Annotated in this window: 25 protein-coding genes and 1 pseudogene; 4 read left to right on the forward strand and 22 right to left on the reverse strand. The window is 40.6% G+C overall.

All coding sequences use genetic code 11. From position 1 onward, the window contains the following. Nucleotides 1-91 precede the first annotated feature (91 nt). Both J690_RS08475 and orn read right to left on the reverse strand, forming a co-directional pair. Nucleotides 92-823, reverse strand: a complete 732-nt coding sequence (locus tag J690_RS08475) for a Bax inhibitor-1/YccA family protein (RefSeq protein ID WP_032035338.1) — start codon at nt 821-823, stop codon at nt 92-94. A gap of 154 nt (nt 824-977) precedes the next feature. Beyond that, the gene (gene orn / locus J690_RS08480) at nt 978-1,544 is read right to left on the reverse strand and encodes an oligoribonuclease (protein WP_000099436.1); all 567 of its coding nucleotides are present in this window, start codon (nt 1,542-1,544) and stop codon (nt 978-980) included. A gap of 126 nt (nt 1,545-1,670) precedes the next feature. Between orn and rsgA the strand changes: the two genes are divergently transcribed. From rsgA to secB, 4 genes and pseudogenes are all read left to right on the forward strand, one after another. Then, on the forward strand, nt 1,671-2,732 hold the full coding sequence (gene rsgA, locus J690_RS08485; RefSeq protein ID WP_005066188.1) for a ribosome small subunit-dependent GTPase A: 1,062 nt from the start codon (nt 1,671-1,673) through the stop codon (nt 2,730-2,732). A 98-nt stretch (nt 2,733-2,830) separates the two neighbouring features. Next, nucleotides 2,831-3,247: a rhodanese-like domain-containing protein gene (locus J690_RS08490; RefSeq protein ID WP_000443006.1), complete on the forward strand. Its 417-nt coding sequence runs from the start codon at nt 2,831-2,833 to the stop codon at nt 3,245-3,247. A gap of 11 nt (nt 3,248-3,258) precedes the next feature. Continuing rightward, nucleotides 3,259-3,516 (forward strand): glutaredoxin 3, encoded by a 258-nt coding sequence (gene grxC, locus J690_RS08495; RefSeq protein ID WP_002114715.1) that lies wholly within the window; start codon nt 3,259-3,261, stop codon nt 3,514-3,516. Nucleotides 3,517-3,543: 27 nt separating this feature from the next. After that, nucleotides 3,544-4,002 (forward strand): annotated as a pseudogene (gene secB / locus J690_RS0104160) (protein-export chaperone SecB). A 69-nt stretch (nt 4,003-4,071) separates the two neighbouring features. Here the strand turns inward: secB and J690_RS08500 are convergent. From J690_RS08500 to J690_RS08595, 20 genes are read right to left on the reverse strand one after another with little or no spacing between them, the layout of a single operon-like run. Further along, entirely contained in the window at nt 4,072-4,728 is a 657-nt protein-coding gene (locus J690_RS08500; protein ID WP_016144320.1) for a 4'-phosphopantetheinyl transferase family protein, read from the reverse strand. Nucleotides 4,729-4,751: 23 nt separating this feature from the next. Beyond that, nucleotides 4,752-5,186, reverse strand: a complete 435-nt coding sequence (locus J690_RS08505) for a hypothetical protein (RefSeq protein ID WP_016144319.1) — start codon at nt 5,184-5,186, stop codon at nt 4,752-4,754. Nucleotides 5,187-5,197: 11 nt separating this feature from the next. Beyond that, on the reverse strand, nt 5,198-6,424 hold the full coding sequence (locus J690_RS08510; protein ID WP_014208361.1) for a beta-ketoacyl-ACP synthase: 1,227 nt from the start codon (nt 6,422-6,424) through the stop codon (nt 5,198-5,200). Next, nucleotides 6,424-7,149, reverse strand: coding sequence for a 3-ketoacyl-ACP reductase FabG2 (locus J690_RS08515; RefSeq protein WP_000198397.1), 726 nt, complete (start codon nt 7,147-7,149; stop codon nt 6,424-6,426). Before J690_RS08515 ends, J690_RS08510 begins: the two co-directional genes overlap by 1 nt. 23 nt (nt 7,150-7,172) lie before the next feature. Further along, nucleotides 7,173-7,598: a hotdog family protein gene (locus J690_RS08520; protein ID WP_032035339.1), complete on the reverse strand. Its 426-nt coding sequence runs from the start codon at nt 7,596-7,598 to the stop codon at nt 7,173-7,175. Further along, nucleotides 7,598-8,800, reverse strand: coding sequence for a beta-ketoacyl-[acyl-carrier-protein] synthase family protein (locus J690_RS08525; protein ID WP_032035340.1), 1,203 nt, complete (start codon nt 8,798-8,800; stop codon nt 7,598-7,600). The genes J690_RS08520 and J690_RS08525 overlap by 1 nt, the downstream gene beginning before the upstream one ends. Beyond that, nucleotides 8,797-9,342: a DUF3261 domain-containing protein gene (locus tag J690_RS08530; RefSeq protein ID WP_032035341.1), complete on the reverse strand. Its 546-nt coding sequence runs from the start codon at nt 9,340-9,342 to the stop codon at nt 8,797-8,799. Before J690_RS08530 ends, J690_RS08525 begins: the two co-directional genes overlap by 4 nt. A gap of 2 nt (nt 9,343-9,344) precedes the next feature. After that, nucleotides 9,345-10,640, reverse strand: a complete 1,296-nt coding sequence (locus J690_RS08535; RefSeq protein ID WP_032035342.1) for an NAD(P)/FAD-dependent oxidoreductase — start codon at nt 10,638-10,640, stop codon at nt 9,345-9,347. Nucleotides 10,641-10,669: 29 nt separating this feature from the next. Further along, nucleotides 10,670-12,985 carry an MMPL family transporter gene (locus J690_RS08540; RefSeq protein ID WP_032035343.1) on the reverse strand — a complete coding sequence of 772 codons (2,316 nt, stop codon included), beginning with the start codon at nt 12,983-12,985 and terminating at the stop codon, nt 10,670-10,672. Further along, the gene (locus tag J690_RS08545) at nt 12,960-13,589 is read right to left on the reverse strand and encodes a LolA family protein (protein WP_032035344.1); all 630 of its coding nucleotides are present in this window, start codon (nt 13,587-13,589) and stop codon (nt 12,960-12,962) included. Before J690_RS08545 ends, J690_RS08540 begins: the two co-directional genes overlap by 26 nt. Beyond that, nucleotides 13,589-14,017, reverse strand: a complete 429-nt coding sequence (locus tag J690_RS08550) for an acyl-CoA thioesterase (RefSeq protein ID WP_000542808.1) — start codon at nt 14,015-14,017, stop codon at nt 13,589-13,591. Before J690_RS08550 ends, J690_RS08545 begins: the two co-directional genes overlap by 1 nt. Nucleotides 14,018-14,026: 9 nt before the next feature. Continuing rightward, nucleotides 14,027-15,562 (reverse strand): HAL/PAL/TAL family ammonia-lyase, encoded by a 1,536-nt coding sequence (locus tag J690_RS08555; RefSeq protein ID WP_032035345.1) that lies wholly within the window; start codon nt 15,560-15,562, stop codon nt 14,027-14,029. 1 nt (nt 15,563) lies between these two features. Next, nucleotides 15,564-16,490 carry an LpxL/LpxP family acyltransferase gene (locus J690_RS08560; RefSeq protein ID WP_032035346.1) on the reverse strand — a complete coding sequence of 309 codons (927 nt, stop codon included), beginning with the start codon at nt 16,488-16,490 and terminating at the stop codon, nt 15,564-15,566. Nucleotides 16,491-16,492: 2 nt separating this feature from the next. Continuing rightward, complete coding sequence (locus J690_RS08565; protein WP_032035347.1) at nt 16,493-17,233, reverse strand: glycosyltransferase family 2 protein; 741 nt, start codon at nt 17,231-17,233, stop codon at nt 16,493-16,495. A 1-nt stretch (nt 17,234) separates the two neighbouring features. Beyond that, the gene (locus J690_RS08570) at nt 17,235-18,893 is read right to left on the reverse strand and encodes an ApeI family dehydratase (RefSeq protein WP_032035348.1); all 1,659 of its coding nucleotides are present in this window, start codon (nt 18,891-18,893) and stop codon (nt 17,235-17,237) included. A gap of 10 nt (nt 18,894-18,903) precedes the next feature. Further along, entirely contained in the window at nt 18,904-19,458 is a 555-nt protein-coding gene (locus tag J690_RS08575; RefSeq protein WP_000668778.1) for a COG4648 family protein, read from the reverse strand. Beyond that, entirely contained in the window at nt 19,455-19,709 is a 255-nt protein-coding gene (locus J690_RS08580; RefSeq protein WP_171073724.1) for an acyl carrier protein, read from the reverse strand. The genes J690_RS08575 and J690_RS08580 overlap by 4 nt, the downstream gene beginning before the upstream one ends. Before the next feature lie 5 nt (nt 19,710-19,714). Beyond that, entirely contained in the window at nt 19,715-19,975 is a 261-nt protein-coding gene (locus J690_RS08585; RefSeq protein ID WP_000067033.1) for a phosphopantetheine-binding protein, read from the reverse strand. A 1-nt stretch (nt 19,976) separates the two neighbouring features. Continuing rightward, nucleotides 19,977-20,780: a lysophospholipid acyltransferase family protein gene (locus J690_RS08590; protein ID WP_081405106.1), complete on the reverse strand. Its 804-nt coding sequence runs from the start codon at nt 20,778-20,780 to the stop codon at nt 19,977-19,979. Next, nucleotides 20,765-21,379 (reverse strand): beta-ketoacyl synthase chain length factor, encoded by a 615-nt coding sequence (locus tag J690_RS08595; protein ID WP_032035351.1) that lies wholly within the window; start codon nt 21,377-21,379, stop codon nt 20,765-20,767. The genes J690_RS08590 and J690_RS08595 overlap by 16 nt, the downstream gene beginning before the upstream one ends. Nucleotides 21,380-21,474: the final 95 nt, after the last annotated feature.

Consider the following 21,474-nt stretch of genomic DNA (forward strand, 5'->3'; position numbering starts at 1 on the left):
GGTTTTCGAAATTGCATAATGCATCTTTTTTCAAAAATCGCACGAAAAAAAATCGCTCCAGATGAGGAGCGACTTCTAAATGAATTCAATCTTAGTCGTCAGACAGTAAGCCCAGTAAACGTAAGAAAGAAATATACATCCATACTAAAGTTGCAAGTAATGCGATACCACACAACCATTCCATGAATTTTGGTGCACGATATGCTGCATTAGTTTCGATTAAATCAAAATCTAAAATCAGATTAAGCGAAGCAATGACCGCGACGAATGCAGCAAAACCAATGCCTAACCAGTTACTTTCAAAAATATAAGGAACACTTGAACCAAATGCTAAACGCATGATCATCTGCACAATAAATACAATAAAGATCGCCAAAGATGCAGAGATCACAACTGACTTAAACTTTTCAGTTGCGCGGATAATTTGGAATTTATACAAACCAAACATCACCAAAGTGGTGACAAAGGTCGCTAATAAAGCCTGAAGTGGAACTCCTGGGTATTTCAACTGGAAAGTAAACGAAATACCACCTAAAAAAGCCCCTTCAAATAAGGCATACGGAATTGCCAATGTTGGCGCGGTCGTTGGTTTAAACGTTGTAATTAAAGCTAAAACCAAACCACCAATTGCACCCACAATTGAAGCCGCGTAAGCAATACCAACATTTGCAGTAAAGGCTGCATAGAAAAATAAAGCGACACCCACAGCAGCTGCAATGACTGTCAACATAACAGTTTTTTGAATCGCACCTTGCACAGTCATCGGTTGACTATAGTCACTGACCGTTTCAACGCGCGTCAGTATCGGGTTATTACTTTGCATAAATGCTCTCTTTTTATAATAAAAATTTAAAACATCATTTTAAGCAAAATGAATATGAAAGCCAAATCAGGCGATCGGCATTATTGTAACAAGGTCCTTTAAGTAATAAAAAAGGAGGCAATAGCCTCCCTTTCATATCACGTCTACAACGCAATCAATCTTTACCATCTGTATTCATGATAAAGAAATATTCGCGGTAATATTTCAACTCTGAAATTGAGTCACGAATATCATCCATTGCCAAATGTGATGCATTCTTTTTCAGGCCACTCATAATTTCAGGGCGCCAGCGTTTTGAAAGCTCTTTTACCGTAGATACATCAAGATTACGATAGTGAAAATACTGCTCAAGTTCAGGCATAAGACGGTGTAAGAAACGGCGGTCCTGACAAATCGAGTTACCGCACATTGGTGAAACTTTTGGATTCACCCATTTTTTTAGGAATTCTAAAGTTTGTAACTCAGCATCACGAGCTGTTAATTTACTGCGACGAACTCGTTCAATTAGTCCAGACTGCCCATGTTGACGAGTGTTCCATTCATCCATTGCATTTAAAATACGATCAGGTTGATGAATAGCCAAAACTGGACCTTCGGCAAGTACATTTAAATGATCATCTGTAATAATTGTTGCGATTTCAATAATTTGGTCATTATCGGTATCTAATCCGGTCATTTCCAGATCAATCCAAATTAATCGTGTATTTAAAGTACTGCTCATGAATGTACGTTCTAAAATGCCGTAAAAACATCAATAGTAGCAAATTTCTTGCTTCCGCGCTGTAATTCTATAGCTGCTTCATGCTATTTTTGCGGTCTTCAAACAATGGTTTTTTTTGGGATATGAATGGCTTTAATTCGTAAGCGTCGTTTAACTGAACAACAGCAACGTCGTATTGAAAAACAGCATAAAACTCGCCAAGAAGAGATCGATACTTCACAGGATCTAGATGGACTCGTTGTACAACATTATGGCCGTCAACTTGAAGTACAAGCTCTCTCTGTACCTGAGCATCACCCAGAAAAACCACAAGTTGCCGAAGGAGAACCAGAACCATTCTGGAAGCCGATCGAACTTAATAGTGTTTGGCGTTGCCATACTCGAACTAATCTTGAGTTACTTGTAACTGGTGATCGTGTTAAATGGCAGGCAGACCCAAATACGGGTTTAGGCATTATTACAGCCATTCACCCACGTACATCTTTACTTACCCGCCCTGACCGCTATCACAAAGTTAAACCAGTAGCCGCGAATATCAGTTTGATTGTGATTGTATTTTCACCGCTTCCTGAACCAGCTCCAACGCTAATCGATCGGTATTTAGTTGCTTGTGCAGATGCAAATATTCCTGCTCTTTTGGTCCTCAATAAGTCTGATTTACTCACTGAAAATGACCCAATTCTTACCCTATTAGAAGAATATAAAACCTTGGGTTATGAGGTGATGATTTGTCAGTCGAAGAAGGGAGATATCTCGGCTTTATCTGAGCGTTTAGATGGTGAAACCGTAGCATTTGTAGGGCAATCAGGCGTAGGAAAAAGCTCTTTAATTAATGTGCTCATTCCAGATGCAGAGCAAAAAACCAATGTTATTTCTGAAAACTCTGCACTTGGACAACACACGACAACCTCTACGCGCTTAATCAACTTCGGTAAAAATGGTGCCTTAATTGATTCTCCAGGAATTCGTGAGTTTGGGCTTTGGCATCTCGATTTAGAAAAAATTCGTATGGGCTTTCCAGACATTGCAGCCCATCTAGGATCTTGCCAATTCCGTAATTGCACTCACACTCATGAAAAGAATTGTGGGCTTAAACAGGCCGTTGAAGCGGGTGAAATTTTGCCACGACGTTTAGATAGCTTTTTGCGTTTAATCGATGAGATTCAAGAAGCGCAGCAAAAAAACTGATTTTCTGCCCTATTTGCCCTTGAAGTGGTGATTTTGATCACCATCTATATACGCTATACTCTAGGTCAATTTTGTTTTTTAATTTTTTTAGGTGACTTGTGGAACGCTGGTTAGAGTTTATGGGGAATCACCCCATTTTGTTTGGTACGCTCGGAGTCTTGATCGTGTTGTTCTTCATTTTTGAAGGTCAACGTAATGGTCGTAAAATTTCTCCACAGTCGCTTGGGATTTTAGTGAAAGCGAAAAATGCTCTTTTGATTGACTTACGCGATAGCAAAGATTTCCGCGAAGGTCACATTAGTGGCAGTCGCAATATTCCGTATAGCCAAATCGCAAGTCATGCTGACGAATTAAAAGCAAGTGACCGTCCACTGGTATTTATTTGCAACTTGGGGCAAGTTGCTGGAAGTGCTTTGCAAAAAGTTGCTCACCACGATAGCTATCGTCTTGATGGTGGTATTAGTAACTGGAAAGCACAAGGCTTACCTCTTGTTAAAAGCAAACCAAAAGCTTAAGGAGAATTATCATGGCTGCAAATGTCATTGTTTACTCAACTTCTGTATGCCCGTATTGTGTTCGTGCTAAACAGTTACTTGAGCGTAAAGGTGTTGCTTATAAAGAAGTAAATCTTTCTGTTGAAGCACCAGAAGTACGTGTTGAATTAATGCAACGCACAAATCATCGTACTGTCCCACAAATTTTCATTAACGATCAGTTTATCGGTGGTTTTGACCAACTTTATGCTTTAGAGCGTGAAGGTAAACTCGACGAATTATTGGCTTAACATCGCATCCATATTAAGGAAAAAACAATGAGCGAAGAACAACAAGTTCAACCACAATTAGCTTTAGAGCGTATTTATACAAAAGATATTTCTTTTGAGGTTCCTGGGGCGCAGGTTTTCACAAAACAATGGCAACCTGAACTTAATATCAATCTTTCTTCTGCTGCAGAAAAGATTGACCCGACTCACTTTGAATTTTTTTAAAAAGTTGTGAAAAAAGCCGATAACGACAACGAAACAGCGTTCATTGTAGATGTAACTCAATCAGGTATTTTCTTGATCGACAACATTGAAGAAGAGCGTTTACCTTATATTTTAGGCGCATACTGCCCAAATATTTTGTTCCCGTTCTTACGTGAAGCTGTAAATGATTTAGTAACTAAAGGTAGCTTCCCACAGTTACTTCTTACACCAATCAACTTTGATGCAGAGTTTGAAGCTAACATGCAACGTGCTCAAGCTGCTGCTGTTGAAGGTCAAGCTTAATTTTTTAGCTTCTCCTTTTAATAGAAAACCGCGTATTACGCGGTTTTTTTATGTGTGCTATTTAGATTATTAAAGATCAAGTGAGTGAAGCTGAATAGACGGAAACTGGAAGCCACGGCAAGATAACTCTGAACGCCATGCTACAGTTAATATCATATTGCCAACAATAAAATTCTGATAAGCAAATGTCCCATTAAGTGGATGAGAACAGACTCCGCCATGATTGGTGGGGTGTGCCTGAGTATTTAGCGTATTTAAATCTAAACGTATGCCTAATCCTGAAGCTTTTAAAACCGCTTCTTTAATGGTCCAGACTTTGAACCAATATTCTCTATCTTGGTCCAAACTTAGCCACATTGCATATTCATCGGGATGAAAAGCATGTTTTGCTAATGCATCTAAGCGTACATTTCGATCAAGTTCCTCAACATCTACACCAATATCTTTAACATGTTCACTCATGGCTAAAGCGTAGAATTGTTGGCTATGTGAGTGATTAAAATGCAAAGTATGATTTAACAAATAAGGTTTACCATGTTCATGCTTGGCAAACTCCAATTCCGTTGAATTGAGTTGTAGTTTCTCTGCGATTAGTCTATTTCTGACACTCTGTATTTGTTGTTTTTTATAATGATTAAATGAACGGAAGTCTGGAAAATCTTGTTTAGACTTTAAAAGAAGCTGAGATAATGCCTGTGTATAGACTTCAATTTTGCGCTTAGACATTATCTCAACCTTACTAGAAATTATTAAAATTTAACGACATCACCTTTTAAAGCAACACCCGCCATCATGGTGCCTTTATAGCAATCGTAAGTTGTCGTACTCGTTGTTTCATTGGCTTTAAAATAGCTCACAATATTGGTAACGGCGTTTGCCCCTTGTGCTTTAGCATTGTTTTGCATTTGGATCAGTGCTGAACGCAAAACCCAGTCACAAGACGTTGCTGCCGACTTACCAAAACCATTGGTCTTTTTATTCGTCACCGCATCTTTTTGAATAACTTTACCACCAGATTTTGTCCCCTTTAAATAAAACTTTACCGAACCATCCAAAGTCCCATCGGCAACTGCACGGTCTACAGCTTCTTTAAAATTTAACTGATGTACTTCATCTCCAGCCTGAACAGTGGCAGTAAAACCCGCACTTAGCATTGCTACAAATAAAAGTTTTTTATTTAACATTGTTGTGTTCCTTATTGTTTAACACGTTTAAAAATAAGCGAAGTATTAATTCCGCCAAAAGCAAAGTTATTGCTCATAATAATGTCAGCATCCAAATTTCTCGGCTGCTGAACGATATAATCTAGTTCACCACATAGTGGGTCGATTTCATCTAGATTTAAAGTTGGAATAAAACGGCCACGATTCATCATTTCGATGCTTAACCAAGCTTCAATAGCCCCACACGCCCCCAGCGTATGTCCAAAATAACTCTTTAAAGAGCTAATTGGTTTATAGCCTAAAACTTTTGCAGTGGCTTGGCTCTCCGCCACATCGCCCTGATCAGTTGAGGTACCATGCGCGTTTACATAGGCAATGTCTTTAGCCTCTACAGATGCATCTTTAAGCGCTAACTCCATACAGCGCCCCATCATTTCTGATTCAGGACGAGTTACATGTTGACCATCGGTATTGCTACCATAGCCAATCACTTCTGCATAAATATGAGCACCTCGTGCTTTGGCATGTTCATATTCTTCGAGAATTAAACACCCTGCCCCTTCACCAATCACTAATCCATCTCGTTTAGCATCAAATGGTCGTGGTGTTTTTTCAGGTTGATCATTCATTCCACTGGTCGCGAACAATACATCAAAAACCGCTGCACCTGCCGCACTGAGTTCCTCTGCACCACCCGCAATCATGACTTGTTGTTTGCCATATTTGATTGCTTCATACGCTTGCCCAATTGCCATGGAACCAGAGGTACATGCACTTGAGGTAGGTAAAGTTAATCCTTTTAGGCCAAAATATACGGTCATGTTCACTGCACTGGTGTGGGCCATCATGCGAATATAAGTGGTGGCATTAATCTTACTCATGCTCTGGTGAAGCAACATGCTTGCAAACTCACCCACGGCATCTACGCTACCCGCAGAAGAACCAAAGGCAACACCCGCTTCACCACTAGACAAAATTTCATGCCCGAGCAAACCAGCATTTTGTAAAGCAGTTTCGGCACAAACCACAGACATGAGCGCTACACGTCCCATTCCACGGGTAACCTTACGGTTAAAATGTTTTGGAACATGAAATGTTTCAACAGGCCCAGCAAGCTTGGTCCGAAGGTCAACATATTGCTCCCACTCCGGCATGTAGCGAATACCGCTTTTAGCAGCTTCAAATCGCGCAAAGATGTCATCGGCAGTTTCACCTAAAGAGGTAATGCCTGCCATTCCTGTCACAACTACACGCTTCATCAGATGAGTCCTCCATTTACAGAGATCACCTGTCGGGTTACATACGAGGCTTCATCTGAGCACAAAAATTTCACTACGCTCGCCACTTCATCGACCTGTCCCATGCGTTGCAACGGAATCATTTTAAGCGCATGTTCTTTGACTTCATCGGTGACCATTTCAGTTTCGATCAACCCTGGTGCAACACAGTTCACAGTAATTTTTCGCTTCGCCAATTCGAGTGCCAAAGCCTTGGTCGCACCAATCAATCCTGCTTTTGCAGCGCTGTAATTGACCTGACCACGATTACCCATAATTCCAGATACAGAAGATAAAGTGACAATACGGCCACCTTTGCGTAAGTGAATCATTGGCATGATGAGTGGTTTTAAAACATTATAGAAACCATCTAAAGAGGTCGAAATCACTTCATCCCAATCTTGATCTGTTAACGCAGGGAAAGCACCATCATGAGTAAGGCCTGCATTCAATACAACGCCATAGAATCCGCCATGCTGCTCTACATCTTGCTCTAAAATTTGTTGTACCGTCTGGCGCTCATTTACATCAAACATTAAATAATGGCTATTTTGACCTAAGGCTTGAATCTCTTGTACGACTTGCTCAGCCTCTGCCTGACGAGAACGTGCATGTACAGTTACATCAAAACCAGCCTTTGCCAGCTGTAATGCAATCGCTTTCCCAATTCCTCGGCTTGAACCCGTTACTAAAATTCGTCTTGTCACAATGTATTCCTAATTCTTTGTGGTTATTCAAATGGTGTTTCTGTAGGTTCAAATACACTTAACGTTGCCTGAATGCAGTGCTCAGCATATTGAATTTCACAGGAAAATTGCCCAAGGCCTTCATGAAAATATTGTTGCTCTATTTGAATGATCAATCGTGAACCTAAGGCGAAATAAGGGATGGGTAAATTTAATTTACGCGTTCCCAATAAGAAACCGACTTTTGGTGCTTGTTTTGACTGCTGACCCTGCCAGCCTGAATAAGCACTAATTGTTTGTGCCATAATTTCAATGCTTGCCCATGTCGGCAAACCTTCTGCTTCACAAAACATGAGCTCTGCTGTAATCGTTAGTTCTGCTTGCGCCCGCCCTTCTGCAACATCCGTTAAATGGTCAATAAATACCATCGGTTGCTCATGAGGAATATATTGAATTGCATCCAGTTTCATTAGGGTTTTACTCCAAATACAAGACTAATATTACTTCCCCCAAAAGCGAAAGAATTACTCATGACATAGCGAATGGGCTGTGTTAGCTTGGCTTCTTGCACATAGTTTTGGTCGGCCAAATCTGGATCAATCTCAACATTTTGATGTAAAGGCAACCAGCTTTGATCCTTTAGAATCTGTTCACAAATAAAAGCTTCGATGGCACCCGCTGCACCAAGACAATGTCCAGTTTTATGTTTTGTACTACTTAAAGCAACTTGGTAATCACCAAAAACTTGTCTTACAGCCTTAATTTCCATTGTGTCATTTTGTGGAGTAGCTGTTCCGTGCAAGTTAATATAACCCACCTCTTGAGCGGAAATATGTGCCATATCTAATGCACGTTGCATAGCTAAAGCGGCACCTTTACCTTCAGGGTGCGGGGCTGAAATGTGCCATGCATCCATAGATTCACCCGCTCCCATTAACATGACAGGTGCTTGTTCTTTACTCAGTACAAAAAACGCAGCAGCTTCACCAATATTAATACCATCACGGCTTATGCCGCAGGGTTGGCAAATATGTTCAGATAAACTTTCTAGACTATTAAATCCATTTAGAGTCAACTTGCACAAGGTATCGACGCCACCCACCAGCACAACATCGGCTAAATCTGCATGAAGTAATCTCTGCCCTGCTGCTAATGCTTTAGCACTCGAAGAACAAGCTGTCGAAATCGTATATATAGGTCCTTCCCACCCTAAGTACTGCTGTAATGCTTTCGCTAAACAGCTCATTTCTTGAGGATGATGTGATATCGATAGATCTGTTTGCCCTTGAAAATATTGCTTAAGTAATAATTCATTATCTGCAATACCAGAAGTAGAGGTGCCTACCACAATGGCTAAACGTTTATTTTCAAAGGAAGCAGTATAAGCTTTTAACTCTGTTTCGATTTTAGATAATGCAGTTAATGCAAAACGTAGATTACGTGAATCTACAGACTGCAAAGCATCGGGTACGTACGAACATAATGGGTGCGTATATTGTCCCACCCAACCATCACGATCAGCGATTAAATCATCCCGCAAACTCAAGGTTTGCTGCGGCTGTTGTAATGCCTGTTTAATTTGATTAAGTTCGCAGCCTAATGCAGATAAACCAACACTAAATTGTATGCCTACTGCCATTGGAGCTGCATTTTCTGAAGGTAAATGTTTCATGGCGTAGGACTTTCTTCTGTCTGTAATGTGTTCTCAATCGAACTCAGCGTCATGGTATAAGGGACTTGCTCATTAATCAATTCAATGCCTCCTTGTCCCTGTTTAAGTTGCAACACAGGTTGCTTTTCAATATAAACAACCTGCTTGTCTGCTTGTTGTTTCATCTCTACAGCTTGCTGCCCTAAATGCGAAAACTGAGGGTATGTCGCAAACAAAAGGTCACGCACTACAAACTCAAAAGGCAATAAACGCATTTGATCAATACGTTGTTCAACATGAACCCGATGCCCATCAAACTTTAACTTAAATAATTGCTGGCCTGTCAAGCTCAAAGCGACCATATCTAGTACAGCCCCCTTTTGCTGTTGATATAGCAAGAAGCTAAAACTTTGCTGCTTCCACTGAACCTCAACCTGATCTTGCCTTTGATAAGTCTGAGCCTGCCATAGTGAACTTTGTAGCCCTTTGGCATGTGGCATAACCTGACAACCATTTAAAAATATAAAGCTACTGAGTAATATCGTTGCCCATTTGCGTTGCATGGTTATCCCTCAAGTACCTGTTCTTGCGCCAAGCCTTCACGACAATATTCTGCCAAGGTGCTGAGTCTACGTTTGGCATTTTTATGAATTGGATTTTTTTCATCCCATGCATAACCAGCCAATAATGAAGAAATCATACGGCGAATACCTTCATTCTGATTTTGTGAGAACACCACATCTTGGAACTCGCCTTCGTACCATGACTCAACATAGGCACGAAATACTTGAATGCCGCGGCGTAATGGTTTTTCATATTCTTCTAACCAGTCGACTTGCTGACCTTGCAAAACTCGTTCAACCAAAGGAACAGCCAAACTGGAAGATTTAAGAGCAATCGTTACACCTGATGAAAAGACTGGATCAAGAAACTCACCCGCATTACCTAATAGCGCATAGTTGCGGTCTGCCAAGTGTTTTACATTCGCTGAGTAGCCCACCAAAGTACGCACTGGTGTATCAAAGTTTGCACGGCGCAAGACATGTGACAAGCTTGGTTCATCAGCCAAAATACGCTTAAACATTGCCTCAGGTCCATTATCTTCAGCATTTTCGACCATGTATTTATCAAAAAAATCTTGCTCTGCAACGACACCGAAAGAAGCCCGTCCATCAGCAAATGGAATTAACCAATACCATGCACGGTGATCTTTTTCATGGACAGTAATTAAAATTTTATTACGGTCAAACTCTGAGTCATCTGTAATTCCATCTTCAATATGGGTAAACAACGCACGTCGTACCGGAAAATTTGATGGACTTTCTAGATCTAATAACTTTGGCAAAATTCGTCCAAAGCCACTCGCATCTAACAAGAATTTAGTTTGAATCTGATAACGCTGTTGTTCTTCATCAATTACTGTAAGTACAGGCTGTTCAGATGCAACATCAACATCTAAAACCTCATGCCCAAAGCGTATATCAGCACCATAGGCTTGAGCCTGTTTTGCTAGCAAATTGTCAAAATCTGCACGGCGAACTTGCCAAGTTGTTCCCGGGCCATCCGTAAATTTTTCTGTAAAGTCATAAAAACTACGCTGTTTGCCACGTAAAAAAGCCGCCCCGTTTTTAAATTGAAAAGCATATTGCTCAACATGCTCACGGACTGTTTCTAATAAGCCAGCCTCTTCTAAAAACGCCATAGACTGCGGTAATAATGACTCACCAATCGAAAAACGAGGGAAATACTGTTTTTCAATGACCGTAACGGTATAGCCCTTTTTTCGAAGAAGTGCAGCAGCAGAACTACCTGATGGCCCAGCCCCAATAATCACGACATCAATTTTTTCTATAGTGCTCATAGCACAACTTCCTTTTTAATTTATTCAAATTATGAATGGTCTTGTAAATTTACAATATGTTTTTCATCTGCGGGCGTTAACAAAGTCGCATAGATAAACGAGAAAATAACCCCGAATAAAACCGTTAAACCAAAACAATGAATTGCATAAGTATGGCTAAATGAAAGTAATCCAAAGCCGAGTAAGGTCGACATCATACATAAAAATAATGCCATTCCAACTACTTGTGGGTGATCATGTCCATGTCGGTAGAAAATTGCATAGTCAACGCCAATCCCGATAATCAGAAAAATCGCCATAATACTAAACAGGTTAATCTCGACACCTAACCATGCCTGAACAGCAAAAGTGCTCAGTAATGCCAAGCTGACTGGCAGGACCAAAGGCACAATCGAACTTAATCCATAAATAAGCGCCAAACCAATTGCTAGACCAATTAAGGCATAAATCAGAAGATGTTGAGCCTGCACTCGATGTTCAGCAAACATTTGCGACATTTCGGTAATCGGTTGTTGGAAATGTATATGCTCATTCTGAAGCTGCTTTAACACTTCAGGCTGTTTTGCCCCTGTCACCATCACTAATCGTTCATTGCTTTGAGGCTGTAAAAAAGCTAATGGGTGATCTTTAAATACAGAAAAATCTAATAACGGTTGTGTCGCCAGTTGCTGTTGCCACTGTAAAACATCAGCGACATTTAGCCCCATGCTTTGTGCATATTGCTGCAAAGTCGCTTTTGGAATATTTCTTAATAGTTGTAGATTATTTTGCTGCTCTGCCAATGGTGGAATCCATTGACCTAAAGCTTGAAATGCACTGATTTTTCCGTTTGTTTGCAACTGTTGTAATTGCCCTATCAGTTGCTGCTCTTGTTGCTGCATTTCATTTGCAGATGCTGCACGCACCACAAAATAATCACTACTTTGCTGCTGGCCAAATTGCTTACGAACAGCTTGGTCCTGCTGTTTTAAGCTCGCGTCCATACCTTGTAAATTACGAATATCATCGTTACTTTTAAGATAGAAAAGACTCGAAGTACCTACTGCTAAAATGACTGCAATCAAGCCATAACGAACTTTGGCACGCTGTTGAAACCATAAGCGTGCTTGTCCAATCCACGACAGTGCTTTTATTGCTGGCTGGGCATTGAGTGCGGGTAATCTTGGTAATAGCAGTACACTGCTGATCCACGCCGCAGTTAATCCTACAATTGAAAAGACCGCAATCTGCTTAAATCCTGGAAACGGAGTAAAACTCAAAAAGATGTAAGCAACCAATGTGGTCATTAAGCCCATAAACAAACTTGGTAATAGCGGTTTTAAAATTTGAAAACCACCAAGCTTTCTATGCTGCGATTGCATCGCCATAAAATAAAATGAAAAGTCGACACAGACACCAATCAGACTTGCACCAAAGACCAATGTCATCAGGTGAATTTCACCAAACACCCAATGTGTGACCGCAAACGCCACAAAGCTTCCAGTCGAAACTGCAATAAACTCGGTCGCCAAAGGTCGTAGTGAGCGAAAGCCGAACCAAACCAGAAAAATTAAGCCCAGTGTCGAGCCAACACCAATAGTTGATATTTCCTGTTTAGCGGATTGCGTCCCAAAATTTGAAAATAAAATAGTTCCAGTCCAATGAGATTTTAATCCCATTGCAGCTAACTTTTGCTTAGTTTGCTCAATCCAAGTAGAGGTCTGTTCTTGGTAATCAATATTGTATGGGCTTTGCGTCAACTGTAATACGAAAAGCCGAGAGATACCTTGCTCATGATGAATTGTGGCAAAACCCTGTTCCATTTCAATATCTTGTTGCGACGGGGTTGCCAACTGCATGGCATAACGAGGGAACAATAATAGCGGGTCTTGCTTAAGTGACTCAGCAGTGACAGGCATGCCTGGACTCATCATCTGCATCAAACTTTGTTCAGTCAGCGCAGCATAGTCCTTTTTTTGCAATAAGGCTTGATCTTGAGCACTCAACAAACCTGCTCGATGTTGATACAACTGTTTTGCAAATTGATCAAAATCAAGTTGTGGCTTCAGTGGCTGCCACAACTGGCTTTGCTTGGCCTGCGCTGTTAAGAAATGAGTCGCTTGTTGTATCGCAGCTTCATCTTTGGCATCGACCACCACAAATACTTTATTGTTGAGTTGCTCATTCATGTACTGCTGAGTACGTGCAAGTTCTGGGTCTTGCTGAACTTTAGGCAATAACGCAAAAATATTAGTTTGAATATGAATATCTTTATTCAGCCACGTCACACCAAGCCCCACAGCAACCAATAGCAGGGCAATTAACCAAAGCGCGGTGAACTTATTTTGCCAGTTGGAAAATCGCATGCTCAGCAGCCGTTAGAGTCGTCGGTTGAGAAGTCTGGTGACTAAAGCGAATGGTCGTTAAATTATTCGCTTTCTCGGTAATCACGATTTGGTTGACGTACTGTTGCCCTTGAGCATCAACACGCACAAATAACTTTTTAAACAAGCTACTTTTCGGAGTTAAGCTCATGCTCCAACCCGCTGGACTATAATTCGCACTTACCACATTAAAATTCTTTGCTAAGGCCTGTTCATTACCAGACATAAGCTGTAAGAATAAAGTCGCGACCGAACTATATGGCGATTGATCAACTTGTATTTGGCTAAATGTACGCTGAGTTTTCTGTACCAATTTGGTTGGGGTAACAATCAAATCTGCTTGCACAGGTCGTTTGATTTGCCATGCTACACCATAAGATTTTGAGAACAACAAAGAGCCGTTCGATACAAAAGTTTTATTTAACGATGGCAATTTTTTTTGCTGTTCAAAATCAGCACGAACCGTAGGAGACTGTGATAGTTGCTGAAAAATTTGAGTGATCTGTGTTGGCTCTGCATAGACCGCACTTAAACTGCTCATCCAAACAGCAGCACCTAAACCTAAAGTTTTGATGAATTGAGACATCACGCATTCCTCTTCGGTTGAAACTCAGACCATGCATTCAAGCGATCAAACAAAACCTGTGGCGATTGAAAACACATTTCACGAGCTTCAATATTCACCGCCACCTGTGTGGTATAACCCTTGGTTAAACGTTTCCCTGACTCAGCATCAAAAATCAAATAATCAATTTTCAAACGGTTTTCCCATTCTTTTAAAATGGCCCGAACCCGAATCTTTTGTTCAAACTCAATACCGTATGCATAGCGAACATGGCTTTCAATCACAGGCCATGCATAGCCTGATTCTTTCATCTGCATATAGTTATAATGAAATTGATCGAGCAATTTACAGCGAGCAATCTCAAAATATTTTAAATAGTGTCCATGCCAAACCACATTCATGGTATCGACATCATGAAATGGAATTTCAATGATTACATCTGCATGCATTGGCTCACCTTATCCCATAAATTCTGGTTGATTAAACAATTCAAGTTGGTCTAAACGATCAACAATCTGTTGTAATTCGGTTTGTAATGGTCGGTCTTCTTCGACAAATGCAAAGCTTTGTAAGGTCCATTGCATAAATGCCTGCAATGTTGGACTTAACTGTGTAGTTAAACCTTTCAGATGAATCGCCTGCACACTCGCACAGCAAAGAGCTGCAATAACTTGCTGTGTTAAGGTAATTACACGGCTCGCATCACGTGCAGCAATGGTACCCATGCTGACTTTGTCTTGGTTATGACATTCAGTTGAACGTGAAAAAATTGAAGCTGCCAAAGTATTTTTCAAGGCTTCAGCCGTCCACGCCGACACCCCAATTTGTACCGCTTTAAAACCATGATTCAGTGGTAAACGTTCAGCTGTCGCACCTGTTAAATTACGTGGCAAACCATGATTCATTTTATGGTCAACCAACTGTGCAATTTGTCTGTCCATCAAATCAGCAATATTGGCAATCATAATTTTTAAGCTATCCATTGCCTGTGCAATATGTCCACCGTAAAAATGACCGCCATGCAACACACGCATACCGACTGGATCAATCAATGGATTGTCGTTACTTGAATTCAGTTCATTTTCAATAAACTGACGTAACCATACTTTTGAGTCTTCAAACACGCCAATAATATGCGGTGCACAACGAAGCGAATAACGGTCTTGCAAACGTGGGCTTTGATGTGCTGTTTGTACTTCACTGTTCAGCCAATCACGTAATTGCTTGGCAATTTGCTGCTGCCCTGGATGAGGTTTTTGTGCAAACAAGACTTCATCAAAATGACTAGGATTACCTTCCAAGGCCAAAACATTTAGAGCAGTAATTAAAGTACTAGCAAGTGCAATTTGCTCTGCTTTTTTATAGTTTAGACAAGCAATTGCCGTCATCACCGCTGTACCGTTCATGAGCGCCAAACCTTCTTTTGGTCTGAGCGTTAAAGGCTGCAAGCCTTTTTCAGCATACACCTGAGCAACTGGAACAATATTCCCATCAACATACACATCACGCTCACCGACTAAAGTTCCCGCAATGTAAGACAAAGGCGTTAAATCCCCGCTTGCCCCGACTGAACCTTCAGAGGGAATGACTGGAATTACATTTTCGTTCAGCAACCAAACCAAGCGCTCAAGTAATGCTATCGACACACCAGAATAACCACGAGCTAACGAACATAAACGTGTCACAACTACTGCACGTGCAGTGAGGACATCTAAATTTTCACCTAAACCACAACCATGAAAACGTGAAAGATGCAGCGGTAGTTCATTGACCTGATGTAATGGCACTTCAACCAAACATGAGTCACCATAACCCGTAGTCACACCGTAGATAACCCCTTCTTCTTCAAGGAGTTGATCGAGAAAATCAGCGCCTTTCTGAATTAGTTCACGCCACTCAGACGTTTCAGGTAAAGCAACCTGACATTCGCCTCTGGCTACAGAAACGACATCTTCAATACTCAGTGGCTGTTCACCTACGGTTAGCACACGCATGTTATTTCGTCCAAAAATTATAAAAATTAAACCATTGATAAGGGGCACGCAGACAATGCTGTTCTAGAACGGCAACATACGTTTTAGTGATGGTTTGCATACTTTCAATACGGTTAGCACGGGGTAAATTGATCTGTTCAGCAATTGAATGAATATGCACTTGAAACTGCTGTTGCACCCGATAGCAAAACACCGCAATAACAGGCACTTTGAGTAAATTTGCTAAAATCCATGCACCTTGTGGGAAAGCTGCTGACTCCCCTAAAAAATCAACATGCTGTACACGATCTGACTGTACAGGAACTCGATCTGCCGCCACAATGACCCATTCACCTTGTTGCATCTTGTCTTGCAATAGCATGGCAGTTTCAATGCCCAGCTCATCAACTGATAAAAGACAAACATCTGCCTTATCATTTATTTTTTTCAAAAACTCATTAAATTTTGTCGCGTGCTTTTGGTAAACCAGCACATTAATTTTCTGCGGATGGTCTGACTTAATTGCCCGAAGCAATTCAATATTGCCAAAGTGAGAGACAATAATCAGAGCACCTTTTTGATAATGCTGAGAGAAGTTTTCATGTCCAAAAACTTGCAGTTCCTGTTCGGGAATATTGCCTAGCCAACCCTCAATCTTATCTAAAATACATTCGCCAAATTGCATGAAATGCGCGTAGCTATTTGTCCAATTTGGTTGGTGGCTAAACGGCGACTGTGATCCAGCAAAATGATGCAGTTTTTGTAAATAAAGTAAGGAAGCCTGTCTTGCTGTGACAGCAAATAACCAGTACCACATAATGACAAAGTACATCACAAACTTGCATAACCAACGTCCACCAAAACGGTAAAACCATAACATCAGCATGAGGGGCAGCATCCCGCCTCGCTCTTTAATGTCATTCCATTTTGGTGAAGCTGAATCTGTCATAATCAACCTTGCAGCTTTTGTTTTAATAGCTTCGGTAAGCGAATCAGCATCCCCATAAACAAGGTTGCATGCGCTTTGCTTAATCCTAAATTATCTCGCCAAGCATGAAAATGAGAAATACCCTGCTCTGGATAAACCACAGGCGTTGGTACATTAATAAAAGGGGTATTTTCCCATTTTAAACGTACTAAAATTTCACTATCAAAACCCATACGCGGCTGAAATCTAGCACTATTTAACACCTTTACCGTGCTCTCGAGCGGATATACGCGAAACCCGCACATGCTATCTTTAATTTCAAAAGATAAGCTATTTAACCAGACCCAAAAATGAGTAATGTAACGGCCATATAAGCGCTTTTTAGGAATAGAGGCATCAAAGTATGGCTGACCAATCACCATTGCATCGGGATGCTGGTGAGACTGCTCAATAAATTTTGGAATGTCATCCCAGCAATGTTGACCATCCGAATCGAGTTGTAATGCATGACTTAAACCAAGCTCATAAGCCTCACGTAATCCCGTCATGACTGCCTGACCTTTACCCTTATTCACCTCATGCTCAATAAGATGAATTTGGGAATATTGCTCTGCCAACTCTTTTAAAATTTGGCTACAAGCATCATCACTTCCATCATTGACCAACACAATCGGTAGATCAAAACTGTTCAGATAAGAAATTAAATCTGCTAAATAATGTGGATGGTTATAAACCGGAACAACAAAGCCGTAATTGGTCTGCATTTTAACCCTCTACTTCCGTTTGCAAAGCAAATAATAATCGCCCTGAAGCCAGAATTTGTTCTGAATCACGTAGTTCAAAACTCACTTTATGCTCTTTTCGAGAAAACTTGAGTTGTACTACAGCATAAGGGCGAATCAGGTTTTGAAATTTTAACTGCTCATATCCCTGACACCAGCTCAAATCAGACCAAATTGATTTAGCAAATTGTTGTAAAAAGCCTATTTGCCCAACCCCAGGATAAATCGGTTGTGTTGGGAAATGCCCTTTAAAACAAGCCAACTCAGGTGGAAATTCTAACTCCCAAATGTGATCATCTGAATTTTGAGACTGTGACAGCACCACGGGTTGCAACATAGGCTTAAATAGAGTTTTCAAATAGTTTTTATTGAGTTTGGACTGAGTATTTTGTGGTAACTGACTTAAGAACCGCCACTGACGTGGAATCGCAATCGTTTCCAAGCCGTCTTTCAACTGTTGTTTTAAATGGTTAACAAAAGCTGATTTACCCTGTTGCTGTAACTGTTCACGAGCTTGTTCTGTTAGAACGACAATACAACCCAACATTTGGCGTTGCTCATGTTCAAATACCAATACATGGCATTGCTTTACGACATCTAAAGCTTGGATGCTTTGCTCGATCGCATCTAAACTTAAACGCTTTTCTTCAAGTTTTACAATTCGATCTGTACGCCCCAGCAGCTTAAAGATCTGACATGTTGCATCTGTCCATGCCGCACCGTCACCTGTGGTAATCCAGTCATTCTCATAGGCATGATTACTCTTGACCATAAGCTGTTGGTCTTCAATACGAATAGCCACATTACTAAATGCAGTCCAAGCATCTTCATCTTTAGCGCGATGGGCAATACCACCAGTTTCCGAACTTCCCAAAACTTCAATAATCGGACGATTTAGTAAAGGACGAACACCACTTTCTAGCTTGCCCCCGGAACTAAAGACCATCTGGCAGTGTTGTAAAACAACATCGGTTGTCCAGCGTTTTAATAAAGCAGGACTTGAGATCAAATAATTACTTAACCCTATTGTTTCTAATTGTTTTTGGGCTTGTACCACATCTTCAGGGAATGCCATTTGAGGATTATAAAAACTTCGACCTGTAGCAAGTGGTAGTAGTAATTTAAACAGTAATCCATAAATATGTTGATGACTAACTGTTGCAATCGCAGTTGCATGTTCATCAAAGCTAAAACTCTGACTTAATCCCTGGACTTCGTTGAGTAATTGTCTAAGTGTTCTTGGAATTTTTTTAGGTTCCCCAGTTGAACCCGAAGTATAAAAATAGAGTTGAGCCTGCTCTAAAAAAGTATCATCTAAGGTTAAAGATAAAGGTACAACTTCTCCAATTTCTTGATGCTTTAAAAAATAAATCTGTTGTGCGGCAAAATCCTGTTCTAATTCACGCACTCGATTGGGTGGCAAAAGTATTTGCTTTTTCGCTAACAAGGCAGCAAAGAATAAAACCAGAAATTCATAACTATCTGCTTCCCATAAAGCCCAAGTTAGATTTTCCATTTGAGCAATTGCAGCAGCTTGTAACGCCACATCCTGCCAAAATTGATTAAAACTGGTCGAGTTTAGAGTACCGTCTATACAAAGTGGCTGAGCTGAATCGATGAATTTCTGAAAGTGGCAATACATAGTTTTTTAATTAATGATTTGAAGAATGTAAACGCTGATGTCGCTTACGCAAAATAAATTCACCAAGGAACAAAATGCCCATCAGCACATAAGAAATAAAGCCATTATAAATGACCCAAACCTGAGTTGAGGTAAAAAGCACAGTGCTTAAAGCAATCAGTGCATTACAAAAAAAGAAAACACACCAAACTTTGGTGACCTGTCTGGTCCACTGTACGCCAGAAGCAGGTAAATCAGGTTCAACAAGTCGGGCAAAGCGCTCAATCATAGACGGCGGCTTAATGAGCGTCAGCGCAAAAATAATTAATGCACCTAAACTCATACCCACTGGATATAGCTTTAGCCAAGCATGGTCATGTGACAATAAACTCAGGCTACCGCAAACGATGGCAAAACCCGTTAATGGCCATAATAACGAGTTGCCTTTGCTAAAAAGTCTGATCACACCCAACCCGATGAGTAAAGCACTCACCCAGACAAATTGGCCATGTGTCAAACTCCAGCCCACAATAAAGGGATACAGCACAAAAAGTGCCGTCATTATCCCTTTAAGAATAAACTTCATTCAGCAGTCATATTCTGAATAACCGTCACCACATCAAGTACGGTTCTCACATTTTTAAAGTCTTCAGGTTTTACTTGCTTACCTGTTAACTCTTTAATTTTTACAACTAAATCAACCGCATCAATACTGTCCACATCAAGATCAGAATAAAGGTTCGAATCGAGTTGAACAGTCTCTGGTTCAATCTCAAACAAATCTTCCATCCATTCGCGGAGTTTAGTTAGTACTCGCTCTTGAGATAACATCATCACGCTCCTTATGACTTCTGTTGTGCTTCAACTAAAGCAACCAAGCTCTGGATTGACTTAAAATGCTGTTTGGTTTCATCCGATTCTGCATTTAAATGAATGTTGTAACGCTTTTTCAAAGCCAGTCCCAACTCAAGTGCATCAATCGAGTCTAATCCTAAACCTTCTCCAAATAATGGAGCTTCTGTATCAATATCGGCAATAGTAATATCTTCTAGTGCTAGAACATCAATAATCATTTGCTTTAGTTCATCAGCAAGATTGCTCATTTCAAGATAACTCTTCATCAAAAATTTTATAAAAACTGCGACTTAACTGACGAACTTGTTTAGGTCCTACTGTTAAATCATCTAGCAGATCTGATACTTGCACAGCATCTAATACCTTGACCTCGATATGAAATGGTTGAGATGGTACGTGGTACCATTTTTCATTCTTGGTTAAAGTTGATGGTGTACAAGTAATAATTACTGGGCGAATTGGTACATTTGCACGAATGGCAATATTGGCTGCACCTCGCTGAAACTCGTTTAGGGTCATCCCTTTTTCAGTGCGCGTTCCTTCCGGAAAAATTAAAAGAGAAGCCGCATTATTTTCTTTTAGACGCTTTACACAGTCTTCAACAAACTGCTGAGAAACTGCATTTAAAATATAGCCTGCGCTTTGTACGGGTCCTTTGGTAAATGGGTTCGACCAAAGAGACTGCTTCACGACACAATTAGCCTGCTGCATCATACCAATTAGTACTACAACATCAATCAAAGTCGGATGATTGGCAATCACGAGCTCTTGGCGACTATTTTGTAGTTTTTCTAGCCCCTCTACCGAATAAGTCATGATGCCAAGTTTGACCATCATGTCGGTAAAGCCTTTGAAACTATGTTTAATCACATTTTGCGCACGTTGCTGTCGCTTTTGCGGATCAGAAGTAGTTGCATTGAGTACGGGTGCAATCACTGAGGCAATTGCCATACCACCCAGCCCAAAACTGGCAAAGCTAAAGCCAGTAGCAGCCACACGCCAGCAATAATTACTTTTTTGCTTGAGATTTTTAAGATTTAGCATTTGTTCCACCCAAATGCAGATGTTAACTGGTCAGCATCCTGCCAAAAATGAGCAAAAGCAGGAGCATCTGCTTCATCTATATGCGTCCACGCAGTAATTTGTAAATTAGGTTGCTCTAAAGTAACAACGGTAGCCATCGCATAGGCAGAAAAATCGACTGCCTCAGCATAAATATTAAGTAATGGCTCATCATAAGCGACGACTAAGACCCGCTTAATCTCAGGCATTGACTTTAAAAGTGCATAAGCCTCAATCAAACCTTCAGTCCATGAACAGCTTAAGCTTGTAGAGGGAGTATCATCCTGACATAAAATCGAGTAGAGGCCCGAAATTGCATTATGAACAGACGTTGAAAATTGTGTTGGCGATGGAGTTTGATCATTTAAAACGTCTTGCAAGATATTTAACGTTTTTGCCTCATCACCATATTTTGATACCCAAACAATATAATCGGCCTTATTACTTTCTAATGCACCGATCGCGCTATTTAAAGCAAGTTTAGCCAATGGTGATAAACGTCTACGCTGCATAGCTGGGATGCAGTCGAGAGCCGCATAGGAAGGCTGAGCATGTGTAAATATAAGCTGAGCAAGATGTAATGTTACCATGCTAAAAAATGAACCCTAAGCCGCGTTATTCTGTCGAAATATAAATTATTTTATAAAGATGCTGATTATAGCATTCGTTATAAAATTTACAAAAA

Source organism: Acinetobacter sp. 742879, assembly GCF_000588535.1.
Classification (GTDB): domain Bacteria; phylum Pseudomonadota; class Gammaproteobacteria; order Pseudomonadales; family Moraxellaceae; genus Acinetobacter; species Acinetobacter pittii.